Source organism: Winogradskyella helgolandensis, assembly GCF_013404085.1.
In the GTDB taxonomy this organism is placed as follows: Bacteria; Bacteroidota; Bacteroidia; order Flavobacteriales; family Flavobacteriaceae; genus Winogradskyella; species Winogradskyella helgolandensis.
In genome coordinates this window covers 1,397,428-1,412,978 of record NZ_JABFHO010000001.1, presented here as the reverse complement: position 1 = coordinate 1,412,978, position 15,551 = coordinate 1,397,428, and the positions used below count along the sequence as shown (strand labels likewise).

At 33.0% G+C, this 15,551-nt stretch carries 18 protein-coding genes; 4 read left to right on the top strand and 14 right to left on the bottom strand.

Annotated elements, in window-relative coordinates:
- Nucleotides 1-7 precede the first annotated feature (7 nt).
- From HM992_RS05805 to cyoE, 14 genes are all read right to left on the bottom strand, one after another.
- Entirely contained in the window at nucleotides 8-1,318 is a 1,311-nt protein-coding gene (locus tag HM992_RS05805) for an efflux RND transporter periplasmic adaptor subunit (RefSeq protein ID WP_179319032.1), read from the bottom strand.
- A gap of 2 nt (nucleotides 1,319-1,320) precedes the next feature.
- Nucleotides 1,321-2,763 carry a TolC family protein gene (locus HM992_RS05800; protein WP_179319031.1) on the bottom strand — a complete coding sequence of 481 codons (1,443 nt, stop codon included), beginning with the start codon at nucleotides 2,761-2,763 and terminating at the stop codon, nucleotides 1,321-1,323.
- A 50-nt stretch (nucleotides 2,764-2,813) separates the two neighbouring features.
- Complete coding sequence (locus tag HM992_RS05795) at nucleotides 2,814-3,974, bottom strand: efflux RND transporter periplasmic adaptor subunit (RefSeq protein WP_179319030.1); 1,161 nt, start codon at nucleotides 3,972-3,974, stop codon at nucleotides 2,814-2,816.
- A gap of 23 nt (nucleotides 3,975-3,997) precedes the next feature.
- Nucleotides 3,998-5,257, bottom strand: coding sequence for an ABC transporter permease (locus tag HM992_RS05790; RefSeq protein WP_179319029.1), 1,260 nt, complete (start codon nucleotides 5,255-5,257; stop codon nucleotides 3,998-4,000).
- Nucleotide 5,258: 1 nt separating this feature from the next.
- Nucleotides 5,259-6,503: an ABC transporter permease gene (locus HM992_RS05785; protein ID WP_179319028.1), complete on the bottom strand. Its 1,245-nt coding sequence runs from the start codon at nucleotides 6,501-6,503 to the stop codon at nucleotides 5,259-5,261.
- A complete protein-coding gene (locus HM992_RS05780) occupies nucleotides 6,496-7,197 on the bottom strand; it encodes an ABC transporter ATP-binding protein (protein WP_178985958.1) in 702 nt (233 codons plus the stop codon). The genes HM992_RS05785 and HM992_RS05780 overlap by 8 nt, the downstream gene beginning before the upstream one ends.
- A gap of 156 nt (nucleotides 7,198-7,353) precedes the next feature.
- A complete protein-coding gene (locus HM992_RS05775) occupies nucleotides 7,354-7,587 on the bottom strand; it encodes a hypothetical protein (protein ID WP_178985959.1) in 234 nt (77 codons plus the stop codon).
- Nucleotides 7,588-7,589: 2 nt separating this feature from the next.
- Nucleotides 7,590-8,135 (bottom strand): DUF420 domain-containing protein, encoded by a 546-nt coding sequence (locus HM992_RS05770; RefSeq protein ID WP_178985960.1) that lies wholly within the window; start codon nucleotides 8,133-8,135, stop codon nucleotides 7,590-7,592.
- A gap of 2 nt (nucleotides 8,136-8,137) precedes the next feature.
- Nucleotides 8,138-8,893 (bottom strand): SCO family protein, encoded by a 756-nt coding sequence (locus HM992_RS05765; RefSeq protein WP_179319027.1) that lies wholly within the window; start codon nucleotides 8,891-8,893, stop codon nucleotides 8,138-8,140.
- Nucleotides 8,886-9,605: a hypothetical protein gene (locus HM992_RS05760; protein ID WP_179319026.1), complete on the bottom strand. Its 720-nt coding sequence runs from the start codon at nucleotides 9,603-9,605 to the stop codon at nucleotides 8,886-8,888. The genes HM992_RS05765 and HM992_RS05760 overlap by 8 nt, the downstream gene beginning before the upstream one ends.
- Before the next feature lie 155 nt (nucleotides 9,606-9,760).
- A complete protein-coding gene (locus tag HM992_RS05755) occupies nucleotides 9,761-10,210 on the bottom strand; it encodes a cytochrome C oxidase subunit IV family protein (RefSeq protein WP_178985963.1) in 450 nt (149 codons plus the stop codon).
- A gap of 110 nt (nucleotides 10,211-10,320) precedes the next feature.
- On the bottom strand, nucleotides 10,321-11,322 hold the full coding sequence (locus tag HM992_RS05750) for a cytochrome c oxidase subunit 3 (RefSeq protein ID WP_179319025.1): 1,002 nt from the start codon (nucleotides 11,320-11,322) through the stop codon (nucleotides 10,321-10,323).
- A 37-nt stretch (nucleotides 11,323-11,359) separates the two neighbouring features.
- Nucleotides 11,360-11,959, bottom strand: a complete 600-nt coding sequence (locus HM992_RS05745; RefSeq protein WP_179319024.1) for a cytochrome c oxidase subunit 3 — start codon at nucleotides 11,957-11,959, stop codon at nucleotides 11,360-11,362.
- A 1-nt stretch (nucleotide 11,960) separates the two neighbouring features.
- Nucleotides 11,961-12,854, bottom strand: coding sequence for a heme o synthase (gene cyoE, locus HM992_RS05740; protein WP_178985966.1), 894 nt, complete (start codon nucleotides 12,852-12,854; stop codon nucleotides 11,961-11,963).
- A 260-nt stretch (nucleotides 12,855-13,114) separates the two neighbouring features.
- Here cyoE and HM992_RS05735 point away from each other — a divergent pair, with 260 nt between their 5' ends.
- The 4 genes from HM992_RS05735 (at nucleotide 13,115) to HM992_RS05720 (ending at nucleotide 15,497) form a co-directional block, all read left to right on the top strand.
- Nucleotides 13,115-13,633 (top strand): hypothetical protein, encoded by a 519-nt coding sequence (locus HM992_RS05735; RefSeq protein WP_179319023.1) that lies wholly within the window; start codon nucleotides 13,115-13,117, stop codon nucleotides 13,631-13,633.
- 145 nt (nucleotides 13,634-13,778) lie between these two features.
- The gene (locus tag HM992_RS05730) at nucleotides 13,779-14,018 is read left to right on the top strand and encodes a hypothetical protein (protein ID WP_178985968.1); all 240 of its coding nucleotides are present in this window, start codon (nucleotides 13,779-13,781) and stop codon (nucleotides 14,016-14,018) included.
- 33 nt (nucleotides 14,019-14,051) lie between these two features.
- Nucleotides 14,052-14,870 (top strand): hypothetical protein, encoded by an 819-nt coding sequence (locus tag HM992_RS05725; protein WP_179319022.1) that lies wholly within the window; start codon nucleotides 14,052-14,054, stop codon nucleotides 14,868-14,870.
- Nucleotides 14,871-14,942: 72 nt separating this feature from the next.
- The gene (locus HM992_RS05720; protein ID WP_179319021.1) at nucleotides 14,943-15,497 is read left to right on the top strand and encodes a hypothetical protein; all 555 of its coding nucleotides are present in this window, start codon (nucleotides 14,943-14,945) and stop codon (nucleotides 15,495-15,497) included.
- The last annotated feature ends 54 nt before the right edge of the window (nucleotides 15,498-15,551 follow it).

The following is a 15,551-nucleotide window of genomic DNA, read 5'->3' as shown; positions in this document are numbered from 1 at the left end:
TGTATTTTTATTCCTCGCTTTCAGTGTTAGAAGCTTCTAAGGAACTTTTATTTGTTACTTCTAATAAATCTCCAGGACTTAAGTTTTTAGAGACCATAATATACGGTCCTGTAATGATTTCGTCTTCATTAGTTAATCCCGAAATGATCTCGATATTGGTATCATCTTGAATTCCCGTTTTAACCACTCTTAATTTTGCCTTACCGTTTTCGTTGACAAATACACATTCAAATTTTTGTTCTTCAGTATTATAATCTCCTGAATCTATACGTGTCATTTTCTCGTAAGATTTCTTTGTTGAGCTCGTATCCGTTTTAATCACAATAGCACTAATAGGTACAGAAATAGCGTGTTTTCTAGTTTTTGTAATAATATCTACTGTTGCTGTCATTCCTGGTCTGAAAGGAGAATAGGTTTCAGGCCTTCCCTCTGTTAGGTCTTTATAGGAATCTTCAATAATTCTAACCTTAACTTTAAAATTGGTTACTTGATCTGCTGCTAAAGTTCCTGCTGCAGAATTTGCAATCGCAGTAACAACACCCTTAAACTGCTTCTTTAAATAGGCATCTACTTCAACAATTGTAGAATCCCCAATGTTCACTTTTACGATATCATTCTCATTCACGTCAACTTCAACTTCCATATTCTTTAGGTTAGCCACACTCAAAATTGGCGTACCTGCCATTTGCTGTGTACCTACAACACGTTCACCTAACTCTACACTTAAGAGTGAAATGGTTCCTGTCATTGGAGAATAAATCGTTGTTCTACTCAAATTGTCTTTTGCTTCGTTCACCGTTGCAGCAGCACTCTGCACACTGTAATATGCAGAGCTTTTCCCTGCAACCGCAGTTTCATAAGTTGCAATAGAACGATCCCAATCGGCCTTAGAAATAACTCCTTTATTAAAAAGAATTTGATTTCTATCGTAATCGGCTTTTGCTTGTTTTAAATTGGCTTCCGCTTGTTCTAAACCTGCTCTCACATTTTGATAAGATGCTTGGGTTCTACTCACTGCAGACTGAATTAAATCTGGATTCACACGAACCAACAAATCACCTTTTTTAACCTCTTCACCTTCCTTGAAGGGTAACTCTAAAATTTCACCTGAAACTTCTGAAGATATTTTTACCTCAATTTCTGGTTGAATTTTTCCTGTTGCAGATACGGTTTCAACAATATCTTTTAAAGTCACCTCTTTTACAGTGACTTCTTTAAAATCACCTTTTTCACCAAACCATCCCATTTTAGATCCTGCAAGTACTAATAATAGTACAGCAACAAAAAGTATGATAATAATTTTTACTGTTTTGCTCATAATTAAAACTTTAATTCTGTTGCCGGTATTCCAAAATATAATTCTAGAACCTTCAACTTAAAAATATAATCGTATTTAGCTTGATTAAGCTGAATCTTCGCATTATCAAATCGTTGCTTAGACTGACTAAAATCGAAGGCATTGGTTAACCCTACATCATAGCGTTCTTTAGCATAATCATAAGCTAATTCTTGCGATTCTAATGCTAGTTTTGCGGCTTCATAAGACTTCATGGCTCCTTTAGCATCAACATGAGCTTGATACACTGAGGATTCTAAATCTAATTCTGCTTGTTCTAATAAAAATTTTGAACGTTCTAAATTAATTTTATTTCTCTGAACATTTCCTTTGACGCTAAATCCATTTAAAATAGGAATATTTAGAGACAACCCATAAGAAATACCATCATTGAGATACAATTGATCAAAAAATGGATCTGCACCAACTACGGTGGTTAGTGTGTTTGGAAATTCACCTACGACAACCTCTCCAGTACCTTGCACAGTACCTATTTGTTGTGTTACTATAGGATTATCAGGATCTATTTCTGAAATAAAAGATTTTGTATTTGAATATCTCGTATTGTAACCAAAAAATGCTGAAAGCGTTGGAAGGTAACTCCCTTTTGCAATCTGAAGGTCTTTTTCCGCTAATTCCACATTAGATTGTGCAATCTTAATTTCGGATCTATTTTCTATGGCTCCTTCAATTATTTCATCTGCAGATTTGCTAGAAATACCATCATCAATTATATCATAACCTTCATCCTCAATATCAAAGTTTTCATAATCTTTAATCAACAATAACTGAGCTAAACTAATTAATGAAATTTGAACTGTGTTTTCAGCGTTTACTATAGACTGCTTCTCATTGGCATCTGTAGCACGTATTTCTAATAAATCACCTCTTGGTAATGAACCTGCATCAACTAATTGTTGTGTTCTTTCCATCTGTTCTTGCGTCACTGCATTCTGAGACTTTAAAACTTCGAGGTTCGCTTTGTTTAAAATAACCTGTAAATAACCATTAGCAACAAAAAGAGAAATATCATCTTTCATCTTATCTAATCGGTATAGACTAGCTAGTTTAGAAATCTCTGCACGTTGAACAGTTCTAATATTTCTAAGTCCATCAAATAGTGTATAACCAACATTAATATTTCCACTCGCAGATAAAAACGTTGTGGTTTCTGCATTATTGGTAATTGGGTTAAAACTAAGTCCGGTATTTTCAGAAAGACCTACTCCTAAGTTTACACTTGGAAGAAAATTACCCACAGCTGTTAGCTTATCTATATCTGCAGACTCTACATCTAACTCACTTTGTTTAACAGAAATATTATTTTGTAAGGCATATTCTACACACTCTTTTAGCGTCCATTTTTTATTTTGCCCTTGTACTAAAACTCCAAAAAGAAGTAATGCTACTATGATTGTTTTCTTCATGATACTTGTTTGTCTATATAAAACTTAAAGTGTTACAGTAATTTTGAAATTTATTGTTGTGCGTATTGAGGTACGCCTTGTACTTGATTCCAAACTTTAATCTTATCGGATTTTGAAATGCCATTTTTTACTTCTACAAAAATACCATCACTAATCCCTAATTCTACATCTTTTCTTTCAAATTCCTGATCTCCAATCTCAATCTCTACATAGGGCTTTTTTGTTTCCTTATCGTATTGCACTAAGGCTTCTTTAATCGCTAATACGCTTTCTACTTTTTCTAAAATAATAGACGCATTGGCACTTAAACCTGCTCTAATAAATATTGAATCCATTTTTTTCAACGATCCTTTTATTTCAAATTGAATGGCTCCATTTTCTGCAACTCCTTTTGGAGCAATGTAATCTAATACAGCATCAAATGTTTTATCTTCAATAGCACCAACTGTAATTTCTAATGGTAAGCCTTCTTTAATTTTACCCACTTCACTTTCATCTACTTTGCCTTCAAAAATCATTTGTTTTACATCTGCTAAAGACGCAATTGAAGTACCTTCATTAAAATTATTAGCTTCAATAACTTGGTTCCCTGCTTTTACAGGAACATCTAAAACCATCCCTGAAACGGTTGCTCTTACCTGTGTCTGTGCTATATTTCCTAAACCAGATGTGGTACCTGTTTTAATAATATCATAATTTTGATTGGCGGAGTTTACATTAATTTTAGCTTGTTCTACACTTTGTTTAGCTTGTAAATATGAATTATTTATACCTTCAAAATCATTGGCTGAAATAACCCCCTTATCAAACAAAGCTTTTTGTCTATCGTAGTTAGACTGTTGGGTTTGTAAATTTATTTGTGCCGTTTGCAGTGCAGTTTGATTCGTTGCTATATTATTTTTTGCACTTGTTAAACTTGACGCATTTGGTATCACTTTAATTTGAGCAATAAGATCTCCTTGCTCAACATACTCACCAGCTTCTATAAAAATCTGTTCGATAACTCCTGAAATATTTGGCTTAATTAATATTTCTTCCTTTGGCACAATACTTCCCGTGGCCACCGTTTTAACGATTATAGTTTCTTCAGTTGGTGATTCTGAAGTGTAAGTAATGGGATCTTCTTGTCCTTTTATCCAAAAGAAATAAAGAGCTCCTAAAAAGCCAAAGACGATTAATAATAAAACGATAATAGTTGTTGTTCTTTTCATTAGTTAAATTGATTATATAATACTTATTCTATCCTTAGGGCGTCAACCGGTTTCATTTTAGTTGCACTATTTGCTGGTATTAATCCTGCTAATAATCCAGATACAACTAGTATAATTAAAGCTATTACTATAACTGATATATCAACGCTGGGATTTGCAAAATTTTGAACAGGCCCCACACTATCTAATATGGCATTCATCACCCAAACTACAAATGCTGAAAAAGAAATACCAACCATTCCAGAAAGAATCGTTAAAACGAGACTTTCTTGTAAAATTTGCGATTTTATACTCCATGGACTAGCTCCTAAAGCGCGTCTTACTCCAATTTCTTTAGTTCGCTCTTTAACGACAATAAGCATAATATTACTGATACCAATAATACCAGACATTAACACTAATGCTCCAACAAAATAGCCCACTAAACTTAAAATTGAAAACAAACCATTAACGCGTCCAAATTGTTCTGATAAATCAAAATGACCAATAGCACGATCGTCCGTCGGATCTACTTTATGTCTAAATTTCATTAAATCGAAAACTTGCTGTTTTAATGATGTGATACTGACATCATCAACCGCTGTGATCGCCATCCACCCCACATTTTCACCTCTATTAAAGGCCTGACCAAAGGTTGTAAAAGGCATATAAATGGTACTTGCATCTTGCTCATCATCTCCTTGACTATTACTCATTTTAAAGGTTCCAACAACCAAAAAATTGACACCATTCACTTTAATGTAGGTTCCTAATACGGCTTCACCTTTATCGTAAAGTCCTTTTTCAACACCTGTACCGATGACACATACTTTTCGTTTGGCATCGATATCTGAATAACTTATGAAGCGACCTTGAAGAATATCCATCGGTTGCTGATTTATATATTCTGGATAATCACCATATATTTCAAAAGCACCTGTTTTTGTTCCTCTTGTTACGTTATTTGCTCCATTATAACCACCTAACTGATTTCTAGGAGACACATATTTTAAATTAGGAATCTCTGATTTAATAGCAGCAATGTCATCTATTTTATAATTAAAATAACGTCCTTTTGGCAAACCTTTATAGGGCTTTGATGTGCCTTGCGTCCACATAAACATAGAATTGGTGGCAAAATCTCCAAAATCTGCTGTCACTCCATTTTTCAGACCATTAGTTAAGGCCAATAACAAGACTAAGATTGTAATACCCCAAAAAACACCAAACGCAGTTAAAAACGTTCTAAATTTATTAGCACTTAGCGCTTCTAGTATTTCATCCCAACGGTCTCTACTAAACATATTATTCGTCTCTTAATGCGTCAATTGGTTTAATCATTGCTGCTCTATATGCAGGAATAAAACCTGCTAAAGCACCTGCAAACACTAACAAAAACACTGTAGTTAGTGCAATATTAAAATCTACTTGTGGATATTTTATAAAGTCACTCTCTATTAATGGTCCTACAAGTTCTAATAGCCCGAGCCCAAAAATTAACCCAAATAAACCAGAGAACATGGTTACAAAAACAGCTTCTTGTAAAATCATACCTACAATAGACATTGGCAGTGCGCCTAAGGCTTTCCGAATTCCGATTTCTTTAGTACGTTCTTTTACGATGATGAGCATAATATTACCTACACCTACAATACCTGCAATGATAGTTCCTATTCCTACAAACCAAAATACAGCTCTGATAGTCGCAATTAATGAATAGATTTTCTGAGCTTGTTCCAATGTATTATTTACTCTTACAGCACTTATATCGTCTGGCGCAACCGTATGAATTTCTTTAACTTTTTGTTCTATTCCTAAAGCAATGGCATTAGACATAGCTACGGCTTCATCAAAATTATCTGCCATTTTCACCGTGAATGCCATGTTTCTAATATTTTCTCCAGCATTAAACACTTTTTGAGCTGTAGTCAGCGGAATATAAACTTGACCTTCTTCACGGTCTCCACCTGGATCATAAAAAACCCCAACCACCTTAAAGTTCATTCCGAAGACTTGAATATTTTGATTTATGGGGTCTTCACCTTTAAAAAGATCTGTTTTTATTTTATTACCTATGACGGCTACTTTTTTACTTTCATTAATATCCGATTGACTAATAAAGCGACCAGAACCCATATCGGCATTCTCAATAAACTGATTATCTGGCATGGTTCCTCTAACACGATAGTTTCCAGATTCATTGTTATAAGTAACAGTTCCTCCCCAAATCATATAATCTTTGGTGCGATATTCAAAATAATCATCATATTCATTTTCAATAGCGTCGAAGCTAGAATTTTTAAGTTGAATATAGCGACCTGGATTTAATCCTTTATAGCCTTTTGTAGTGACTCCTGTCCATACTGAAATTTTATTGGCTGCATCTTGTTCAAACTGCGATTTTACACCATTAGCGATACCTTCACTAAATCCGAGAAGTATGACCAAAATAAAGATTCCTGATGCTACAGATAAACCTGTTAAAAACGTTCGCAATTTATTTTTGCTTAACGTTTCAAAGATCTCTTGCCAACGTTCTAGATCAAACATGTGCTGATGCTCTTATTTGTTCTACTGGACTATCATCTATAATTAAACCGTCTTTTAGATTAACAATACGCTTAGTCATGTGTGCAATATCATCTTCGTGAGTAACCACTAAGATCGTTTTCCCTTCATCATTAATACCCTGAATAAGTTCCATAACTTCATAAGAGGTTTTGGTATCTAAAGCTCCTGTCGGCTCATCTGCTAACAATACTTTTGGGTCACTTGCTAAGGCTCGAGCAATGGCTACACGTTGTTTTTGACCACCAGAAAGTTCACTAGGTAAATGATGTGACCATTGTGCCAAACCTACTTTTTCGAGATAATGCATGGCTCTTTCGGTACGCTCTTTTCGTTTTACACCTTTGTAGTATAAAGGCATAGACACATTATCTAAAGCACTTTTGTAATTGATTAAATTAAACGACTGAAAAATGAAACCAAGAAATTCATTTCTATATTTTGCCGCAATTTTTTCGTTAAGATTTTTAATAGGAACACCATCTAGAATATACTGACCTGAATCAGCTTCATCTAACATCCCTAAAATATTTAATAATGTAGATTTTCCGGAACCCGAAGACCCCATAATTGAGACTAACTCACCTTCTTTTACATCAAAGTTAATACCTTTTAAGACGTGTAGAGAATTGCTTCCCATGTGGTAAGATTTGTGTAAATCCTTTATATGAATCATAATGTGGTTAGTTAGGTTGTACAATTTTAAGAAAATTCGTGAGGTTTTCGTCCCAACGAATTGTTAATACCTTGTCTACCAATAATTATTAGCACGGACCAGTTCTTAAATGAGCACTATATATTAGACTCTGAAAAGACTAAAATGTTACAGCTTTTACTCTGTTTCTTTAATCTTATCTGGTTTATTAAATTTTCGGTAAATAATAAAGCCTATAGTTCCAATCAAAATATAAGGTACTGCCATTAAGAAAACAATACCATCATTAATCCCTTCAGCCATAGATTGATCGTCACCACTTTCTAAAACAGCCCTACACATAGCGCATTGTGCATTCGATTTTATAAAAAAGAGAAAAGATAAAAGAAGAAAAACGATTTTTTTATTCATAATTAAACGTAATAAGGAGAAATCATAATATAAACTATAACACCAGTTATCGCAACATACAACCACATAGGGAATGTAATTTTAGCAATCTTTTTATGACGTTCTACATCATTAGTTATTGCCCTTACGTAGGTAATTAACACAAACGGAATAATTATAACAGATAATATAATATGACTAATTAAAATAAAGTAATACACATAGGCTATCACTCCTTCACCGCCAAATTTTGTTGAATCGCTCGTCATATGATAGGCCACATAAAGTACCAAAAACACCACCGAACAATATATTGCGGTTGTCATTAAATTTTCGTGTAAAACAACATTCTTATTTTTTATCGCCATTACGGCGCCAATTAAAAGCACAGCCGTAAATCCGTTAATTGTGGCATAAACTGGAGGCAAAATGGTTAAAGGTTCTACATCAAAACCTAAACTACGGAGGTTAACACCAAACAGCGCTGCGACAGCTAAAGGGATTACAATAGATAATACAACAACCCATTTATTGTATTTTTTTGCTTTTTCGTGGTCAACTATATTCATGGTTACTCCTTTAAAAGTTTAGCAATATCCTCTTTTAGTATGGTGATTTCTTGAGACATACCTTCATCATCAACACCATCAGCCTCTGGGATTAATCCGTTATAAAAAATCTTTGGATTTCCAAAATCATCAGTTCTAGATCTAATAAAGCCTTCTTTGTCTATTAATGCAAAATTCCCGGAATGCTCAAAACCACCTTCAGCACTATCATCTTTAGCGGTATATAAATTAAAGCCTTCATTTGCTAGTTTGTAGATGGCTGTTTCATCTCCTGTCATTAAGTGCCAATTAGGATTTGTAATCCCATACTTCTCTGCATAAGCTTTTAAAACTTCTGGTGTATCAATCTCTGGAGAAATGGTGAATGAGGCAACTCCAAAATTCTCCAAACCATTAAATTGATTTTGAACCTCTACTAAATTTCTATTCATTATGGGACAAATCGTTGGGCATGTCGTAAAGAAAAACTCTACAACATAAACTTTGCCCATATAATCCTCATTTGAAATAGTTTCACCATCCTGATTTGTAAAACTAAATGCTGGAACTTTTTTAGGCTCACCATTAATTTCTAAATAGCTCAAATCACTTTTCTGTGAATTTCCTGAAGTAATCTTAGAAACACCTTCACTTCGGCTCTCATCTCTTATGATATCACCATCACTTACCCGATCTATAATTTTTGGAATGAATATAATCCCAAACACTAGAATTATAAATGTAATTCCAACATACGAATAATTTGTTTTCTTACTCATTATCTTGCTTTAATTCTCTATTTCTTCTTGCATCAGAATTCTCAAACTTACCTTCACGCTTTTGACGGTATTCTGTAAATAGGATCCTAACATCATCACTCATCATATTCTTAATTTCATCGACTTCAATAGTATTATAAGAATAGACACTAAATACTGGTTTTTGGTCTTCAACTTCTCTTTCCGTTCTTCCATCTAACCTTCCTCGTTGGCTTAAATCCTTATCGATAATATAAACATGATCTGTTGAAAGATCTTCGGCCAGACTTACCTTAGATTTTAAGGTGCTAAAGAGGGTTTTAATTTCTCCTTCAGTACCATAAACGTAATGCCAATACTTTAAGTCTTCGTAAGTGTTAATTTCTGTTTTTAGTAATTTTATGTCTTCTTCAGTGCCTTCTGGAACAACAATTACTATTTGAAACTTTTTAAAGCCTTTAAATTTATCATAGACCAATTCTTTTAAATTTAAAGCCTCAATATTTTTATCCAAAGGTGTTTTTCCTAAGAACCCTAAAACAGTAATATGATCTTTTAAAAGAATAGAATCTGTATGCTCTGAAACAAAATAGTCTAAATCAGATACATTTTCATTAACCACATTTAATGGTTCGTAATTGTGTTGAGCAGGATAAAGCATCAATAAAAAAGCAACTGGTAAAAAGAATAAAATACCGAGAACGATATAACGTTTTGTTTTGTCTGCGTTCATCTTTTCAAAAATAAAACCTGTTAGGTAGCGGCTAAAATATAAGTTTTAAAGCCTTTAACAATTGGATTGCAAAAATAGAAAAGGTGGTTTAGAAAAACCACCTTTTAATTGTATTTAACACTTTGACTAAGCGAAGTGTAAAGTATATATTTTACTTAAAAATTATGCTTAATTAAAGCATCTTTTCCGTTGTATACATTAAAAACGTAGCCACCTTCTTGAAGTAAGATAAACATCAAATAGCATATTAGAAAAACACCAGTCCATACCACCATTTTTCTCATACTACCAGTTTCATCTCTTAAGTGCATAAAATCCCATGCAATATAATAAGCCTTTATAATGGTCAATACAATAAAAATGAGGTTTAAAGGCTTCATGTAAACTATTGGTGACAATATAATATTACCTAAAGTTGAAAAGAATCCTCCTCCTTCAATCGGATCCATAAAAGTATGCATAAACACATCTGGTTTATAGATACCTAAAACAACTTCTATAACTGTTATAAACGTTAAGAAAGCTAGAACTCCCCAAATCTTTTCAGTATTGGATTTAAATTTCCAACGTCCTCTAAATATTTCTAATTTATGTTCGTGTGCCATAATCTAATCTTAATTTCATGTAAATCTATTTTTTACTTTAAATAGAACACATGGTGTTCGCTAATAACTATTTTCTTGAGCGACAAAATTTTATATATGCTCGTTTCTTTTTATACTAAGTAGAAGAAGGTGAATACAAATACCCACACTAAATCGACAAAGTGCCAATATAGACCAACTTTCTCTACCATTTCATAACTTCCTCGACGTTCGTAAGTGCCAAGGACAACATTAAAAAATATGATAATATTAATCACAACTCCAGACAAAACGTGGAAACCGTGAAAACCAGTAATGAAGAAAAAGAAATCGGCAAACAATGTCGTACCGTATTCATTCACTTCAAGGTTAGCACCTTTTACAACCAGTTTACCATTCTCTTTAATTTGCTTTAAAGATTCTGCTCTAGACAATACAGTTTTATGACCATTTCCATCTAACATCTGATTTCTAACACGAACATTTTCGTTAGCCTCTAAACCAGCATATATTTCAGCTACTGAAAATAGTGGTAATGTCCCTTCATCTTCAAACCAAAGACCATTTTTACGCTCATGATCTACACGATCACTTTCCTGCGCTATAGCTAAATCTTCAATAGATACGCGTTTAAATTTCTCTACACCATCAACGGTAACATACTCACCAAACTGTAAAATGTTTCCACCTTTAGTTTGAACAGCACCATAATCTCCTTGAATAAATGTTGCCCATTCCCAAGCTTGAGACCCAACAAATATAGCTCCACCAATAATGGTTAAGAACATATATATGGTTACTTTGGCCTTATTCATGTGATGGCCAGCATCTACTGCTAATACCATTGTTACTGACGACATAATAAGTACAAACGTCATAAATGCCACGTAAATCATTGGCAACTCCTGACCATGTAAAAACGGTACGTGTGTAAACACTTCGTCCGCAATAGGCCATTCGTTTACAAACTTAAATCTTGAAAAACCATAAGCGGCCAAGAAAGCTGAAAATGTTAATGCATCAGATACAATGAAAAACCACATCATCAATTTTCCGTAACTTGCTCTAAGAGGATTATTACCTCCACCCCAAGTTTTTTCTTCTGTACCAGTACTAGCTACTGTAGAATCCATAGAATTTATTTAAATTTTTAAGATTGGACAAAAATAATCAAATTATATATCTAAAAAAATATAAAAACAAAAAGAGCACAAGCCAAAGCATATCTACGAAATGCCAAAAATTGGCTGCTAGTTCAAAACCCAACATATTGTTGGAGTTATACTTTTGTTTAAAATGATTATAAATTACAACAATCAAACATACCAAGCCAGCAATAACGTGCGTTATGTGCAATACGGCTATAACATATATGTAAGACATTGTAATATTACTTGTGGGTCCTGTAAAATTATAACCGTCTATTATTATTTGACCAAAACCTACAAACTGACTGTAAACAAAGCCAATACCCAAGCCTAGAGTTGCTAATAACCAGACAGTTACCATTTGCATTTTGTTTTGTTGTAAGGCTCGCTTCCCTAGCATAAAAGTCAAACTACTTAACAAAATAAGGACTAAACTTGTAAAAAATGCACTTGGTAATTGAAAATCTACCAACCAATCCACATTCATACGTTGTTTACTACTTACAATAAAAGCACTGATTAATCCTGCGAAGGACATAATTAGCCCACCAATACCAAACCAAAGCATCATCTTTTTAGCCCGTGAATTTTTAACTTGCTGTGTTCCTTGTGTTAAATCCATATTATCTTAAAAATTTATCTACAACATATATAATTTGTAATAACGTAATATAAAACACACTAGAAAGCATGAGTTGTTTTGCCGCCTTTATAGAACGCTCTTTAAATAACCTCACGGCATATACTAACATAACTAAACCAAGTATCAAAACTAAAATAGCCCCTACAATGGATAATTTTAAATCGCCTGTAAATCCTAATACCGGAATTATAGAGACAATTATCGTCCACACACTATACATTATAATTTGTACAGCCGTTCCTTTATCCGGATTTCCGGTGGGCAACATGTGAAATCCCCCTTTTTTATAGTCCTCGTGTAAAAACCAACCTATAGACCAAAAATGCGGAAATTGCCAAAAAAACTGAATGGCAAATAATGTTCCTGCCTCAATACCAAAACTATTTCGAGCCGCAACCCAGCCTAGCATAAACGGTATAGCACCTGGCAACGCACCAACAAACACAGATAAAGATGTTTTAGTTTTTAAAGGAGTATAAACACTGGTATATAAAAAAATGGAAATCGCCGCATACATTGCCGTTTTAGGGTTAATAATATACAAGGTGATTATTCCTAAAATTGTAAATGTGGTGGCTATAATAAACGCAGTATTCACCGACATGCGAGCTGCAGGAATTGGTCTATTTTTTGTTCTGTCCATTAGCGCATCTAAGTCGCGCTCAATGATTTGGTTATAAGCATTAGATGCACCAACCATAAAATAGCCACCAAAAGCCAATAATACTAGTGTTGTTAAACTTATCGTTTCTGCACCAAGAAGATAACCAGCAATAGAAGAAAACACCACACTTAAGGATAATCCCATTTTGGTAATTTCCTTAAAATCTGTTATCACAGAAGCTGTTGATACCGAAGATTTTGAATAACTCAAACTATACGATTTTGATTTTTTTTAAAGCGAGTGCAAAGATAGTTTGAAAAATGAATATGAGCAACGTAATACAATCTTTTAATACAATACATCACTAAGCGAGATGTTTAATGGCCTATAAACCACCCTTAGGATACTACTCTAAAAAAAATTATCTTTACGAGATAACAGTAACAATAATCTTACTATAACCTAATTGGTTTACAGGATATCGGTAATAAAAGTTATGATATAACCAGTTGTAACACATTTAGAATAGAATGGAGCCTTCAATTTATATTGCATTTTTAGTTTTTATTTTATTTTTTCTATCTGTTTGGTTTTTAATTTCAAAATTCTTGTTCTACCCAATTTTCTTTAAACCAAAACTAAATTCTTCCGACACTTTTAAATTTCTTGAAAGCATTAATTGCTCCTTAATAGCTTATGTCGATTTAAGTAAAAGAGAAAAGAAAGAAATTAGATCAAAAGGGTTTAGAGAAAGGACATTATTTGACAAATTAATTTCTTTACAATCTGAATACAAAGTAATTGCATACGCTATTGACGAAAAGAAATACAAGTTGTTTTGGGTTGAGATTTTTCAATACTATGTCCCATTTTATTTTGGAAGGCGACAACTTAATTTTATTGAAGAGACAAATTCGGAATTATTAAATGAATTAAGCAAGAATTATGATAAAAACATTATTATAGTTAAAACTGAATGCCCAGCCTGTAATAACAAGGTTAATATAGAAGACTTAGAATGCAACAGTTGCGGATTAATATTTAAGTAAAGCGTGCTACAACACCGGGTATAATTAATTGCTCGAGTTTCTACCCGCTAATCGGAAAATTCTCTGAATTCCCCTCAGTTTCGTCCCCTTTTGCTATATTAGTTCCCAGCGCAACTAACCTTATACAAACTCGTTCCCACCAATTATGAAACGAACTTTCTGCATTACATTTTTCATATTGTTTTTAGCTAATTCTGTGATCTCTCAAACAGAATCAATAAAGTTGTTGATAGAAAAAACGAATGAATTAAATCTTGACATCTGGGATTTAACAACTTATGCAGAGGAAAACCTAAAAGACAAAGAAGAGTTAGCTAAATTTTTTTACTATTGGATAGGTGCAAATATCCAATATGACAAAGAAACATTCTCAAAAGCAAACTGAGCACAACGATGTCATTAACTTTAAAATTTAAAAATGAATAGAACAATACTAATATTACTGACTTTAACAATAATTCTATCTTGTAAAAAAGAAAAAACAACTGAAATAATTGTTATCGGAACACTACATAAACCAGAGCCTAATTTTAATCCAGAAATCCTCTTTGATATATTAGAAGATATACAACCCGATTTTATATTAGAAGAACTAGACTCTTCTTTCTTCACTTCAGATTTTAGACACAAAAATGTTTCAAATAGTAATGAGCGCATGGCATCGGAAAAATATATTGAAAAATACCCGACAACTAAATTGAGACCATATGAATTTGAAGGTAGAAATGAATATAGGATAAATACTGGCTCACGACCTACAGATGGATTAACAACAAAACTTATAGACAGTTTAAATAAAGCTTCTTTATTATCTACTTCAGAATCTAAAATTTACAATAAATACAAAGCGCTCATCGAACCGTTAATAGTATTGGCTTCTAAATCACCCGAAAACTTCAACAATTCCACAACCGATAGTATTTGCGCAGAAAGACAATATTATCAATATAAAATGTTGACAAAAATAACAAGTAAAAGAGATGAATTTGAAACTCGTTTTCATACCAAACCAAATGGAGAAAAAATAAGTTACCGAGATGGGTTTAAGTTGGCAAGTGAGTTTTGGGATTTAAGAAATCAAACAATGGCAAAAAATATAATGCGAATTTCTGAACAGAATCAAGGTAAACGAATTGTTGTACTCTGTGGATTTATGCACAGATATTATATTTTAAGTGAATTGAAAAAATTAACAAAGGATAAAAACATAATCTTAAAAGAATATTACGAGAAATAAAAACTATGGCCAACGCCGTATAAAATAATTGCGGTGTAGTGCTTAATCAAAGATCGGTACGTATTAACTTAAATGATAGAATCGAAATTAGAAAAAATAGCTTCAGATGAAAATGGTACATATACCATTGAAGACTATAAATTGAGCTTTACTGACGGTTCTAGAAGTCCAGAAACCTATCATATAGTCACATTTGAATATCGTGAGTCGGAAATAAGAATCGTAGTCCAAAATGGGTTTATTGAAACCGCTAGAGTCATTGTAACGCTATCCACCTATACGCGACCAATAGAATTTGAAATCGACTGTATAAGTCCATTTGAAAATTTCTTTTTAAGAAGAAAAACAAGGTTTAAGGTTAAATGCAAAAACAAGAACTTTAAGCATTTTCTAGAAAACAAAGCATTATCGATTTTTGACAACGTTATGGAATCGGAAAATTATAATCCTCGCTTTTACACACAGGAAGAAAATTCGAACAATCAAATAGTTATTGAATTCCATCTAGGTTTTGAAAACTGGACAGACATCTTTAATGAAATAACTAGATTCTTGAAATTAATAATTGACGAATTGAATTCTGATAACAGATTTACCTCTAACAAAATTTATAAAGAAACAAACTAAGGCAATACGGGTAGCACCTGCCACAAAGCCAATCTGCTCATTATCAAAATCAGA

Coding starts and splice junctions, on each gene's coding strand:
- HM992_RS05730 (WP_178985968.1), top strand. CDS start 13,779: ATGAAACGAACTTTCTGCATTACATTTTTCATATTGTTTTTAGCTAAT.
- HM992_RS05765 (WP_179319027.1), bottom strand. CDS start 8,893: ATGAGTAAGAAAACAAATTATTCGTATGTTGGAATTACATTTATAATT.
- HM992_RS05760 (WP_179319026.1), bottom strand. CDS start 9,605: ATGAACGCAGACAAAACAAAACGTTATATCGTTCTCGGTATTTTATTC.
- HM992_RS05745 (WP_179319024.1), bottom strand. CDS start 11,959: ATGGATTTAACACAAGGAACACAGCAAGTTAAAAATTCACGGGCTAAA.
- HM992_RS05770 (WP_178985960.1), bottom strand. CDS start 8,135: ATGAATATAGTTGACCACGAAAAAGCAAAAAAATACAATAAATGGGTT.
- HM992_RS05725 (WP_179319022.1), top strand. CDS start 14,052: ATGAATAGAACAATACTAATATTACTGACTTTAACAATAATTCTATCT.
- HM992_RS05790 (WP_179319029.1), bottom strand. CDS start 5,257: ATGTTTAGTAGAGACCGTTGGGATGAAATACTAGAAGCGCTAAGTGCT.
- HM992_RS05800 (WP_179319031.1), bottom strand. CDS start 2,763: ATGAAGAAAACAATCATAGTAGCATTACTTCTTTTTGGAGTTTTAGTA.
- HM992_RS05775 (WP_178985959.1), bottom strand. CDS start 7,587: ATGAATAAAAAAATCGTTTTTCTTCTTTTATCTTTTCTCTTTTTTATA.
- HM992_RS05735 (WP_179319023.1), top strand. CDS start 13,115: ATGGAGCCTTCAATTTATATTGCATTTTTAGTTTTTATTTTATTTTTT.
- HM992_RS05795 (WP_179319030.1), bottom strand. CDS start 3,974: ATGAAAAGAACAACAACTATTATCGTTTTATTATTAATCGTCTTTGGC.
- HM992_RS05750 (WP_179319025.1), bottom strand. CDS start 11,322: ATGGATTCTACAGTAGCTAGTACTGGTACAGAAGAAAAAACTTGGGGT.
- HM992_RS05780 (WP_178985958.1), bottom strand. CDS start 7,197: ATGATTCATATAAAGGATTTACACAAATCTTACCACATGGGAAGCAAT.
- HM992_RS05785 (WP_179319028.1), bottom strand. CDS start 6,503: ATGTTTGATCTAGAACGTTGGCAAGAGATCTTTGAAACGTTAAGCAAA.
- HM992_RS05755 (WP_178985963.1), bottom strand. CDS start 10,210: ATGGCACACGAACATAAATTAGAAATATTTAGAGGACGTTGGAAATTT.
- HM992_RS05805 (WP_179319032.1), bottom strand. CDS start 1,318: ATGAGCAAAACAGTAAAAATTATTATCATACTTTTTGTTGCTGTACTA.
- HM992_RS05720 (WP_179319021.1), top strand. CDS start 14,943: ATGATAGAATCGAAATTAGAAAAAATAGCTTCAGATGAAAATGGTACA.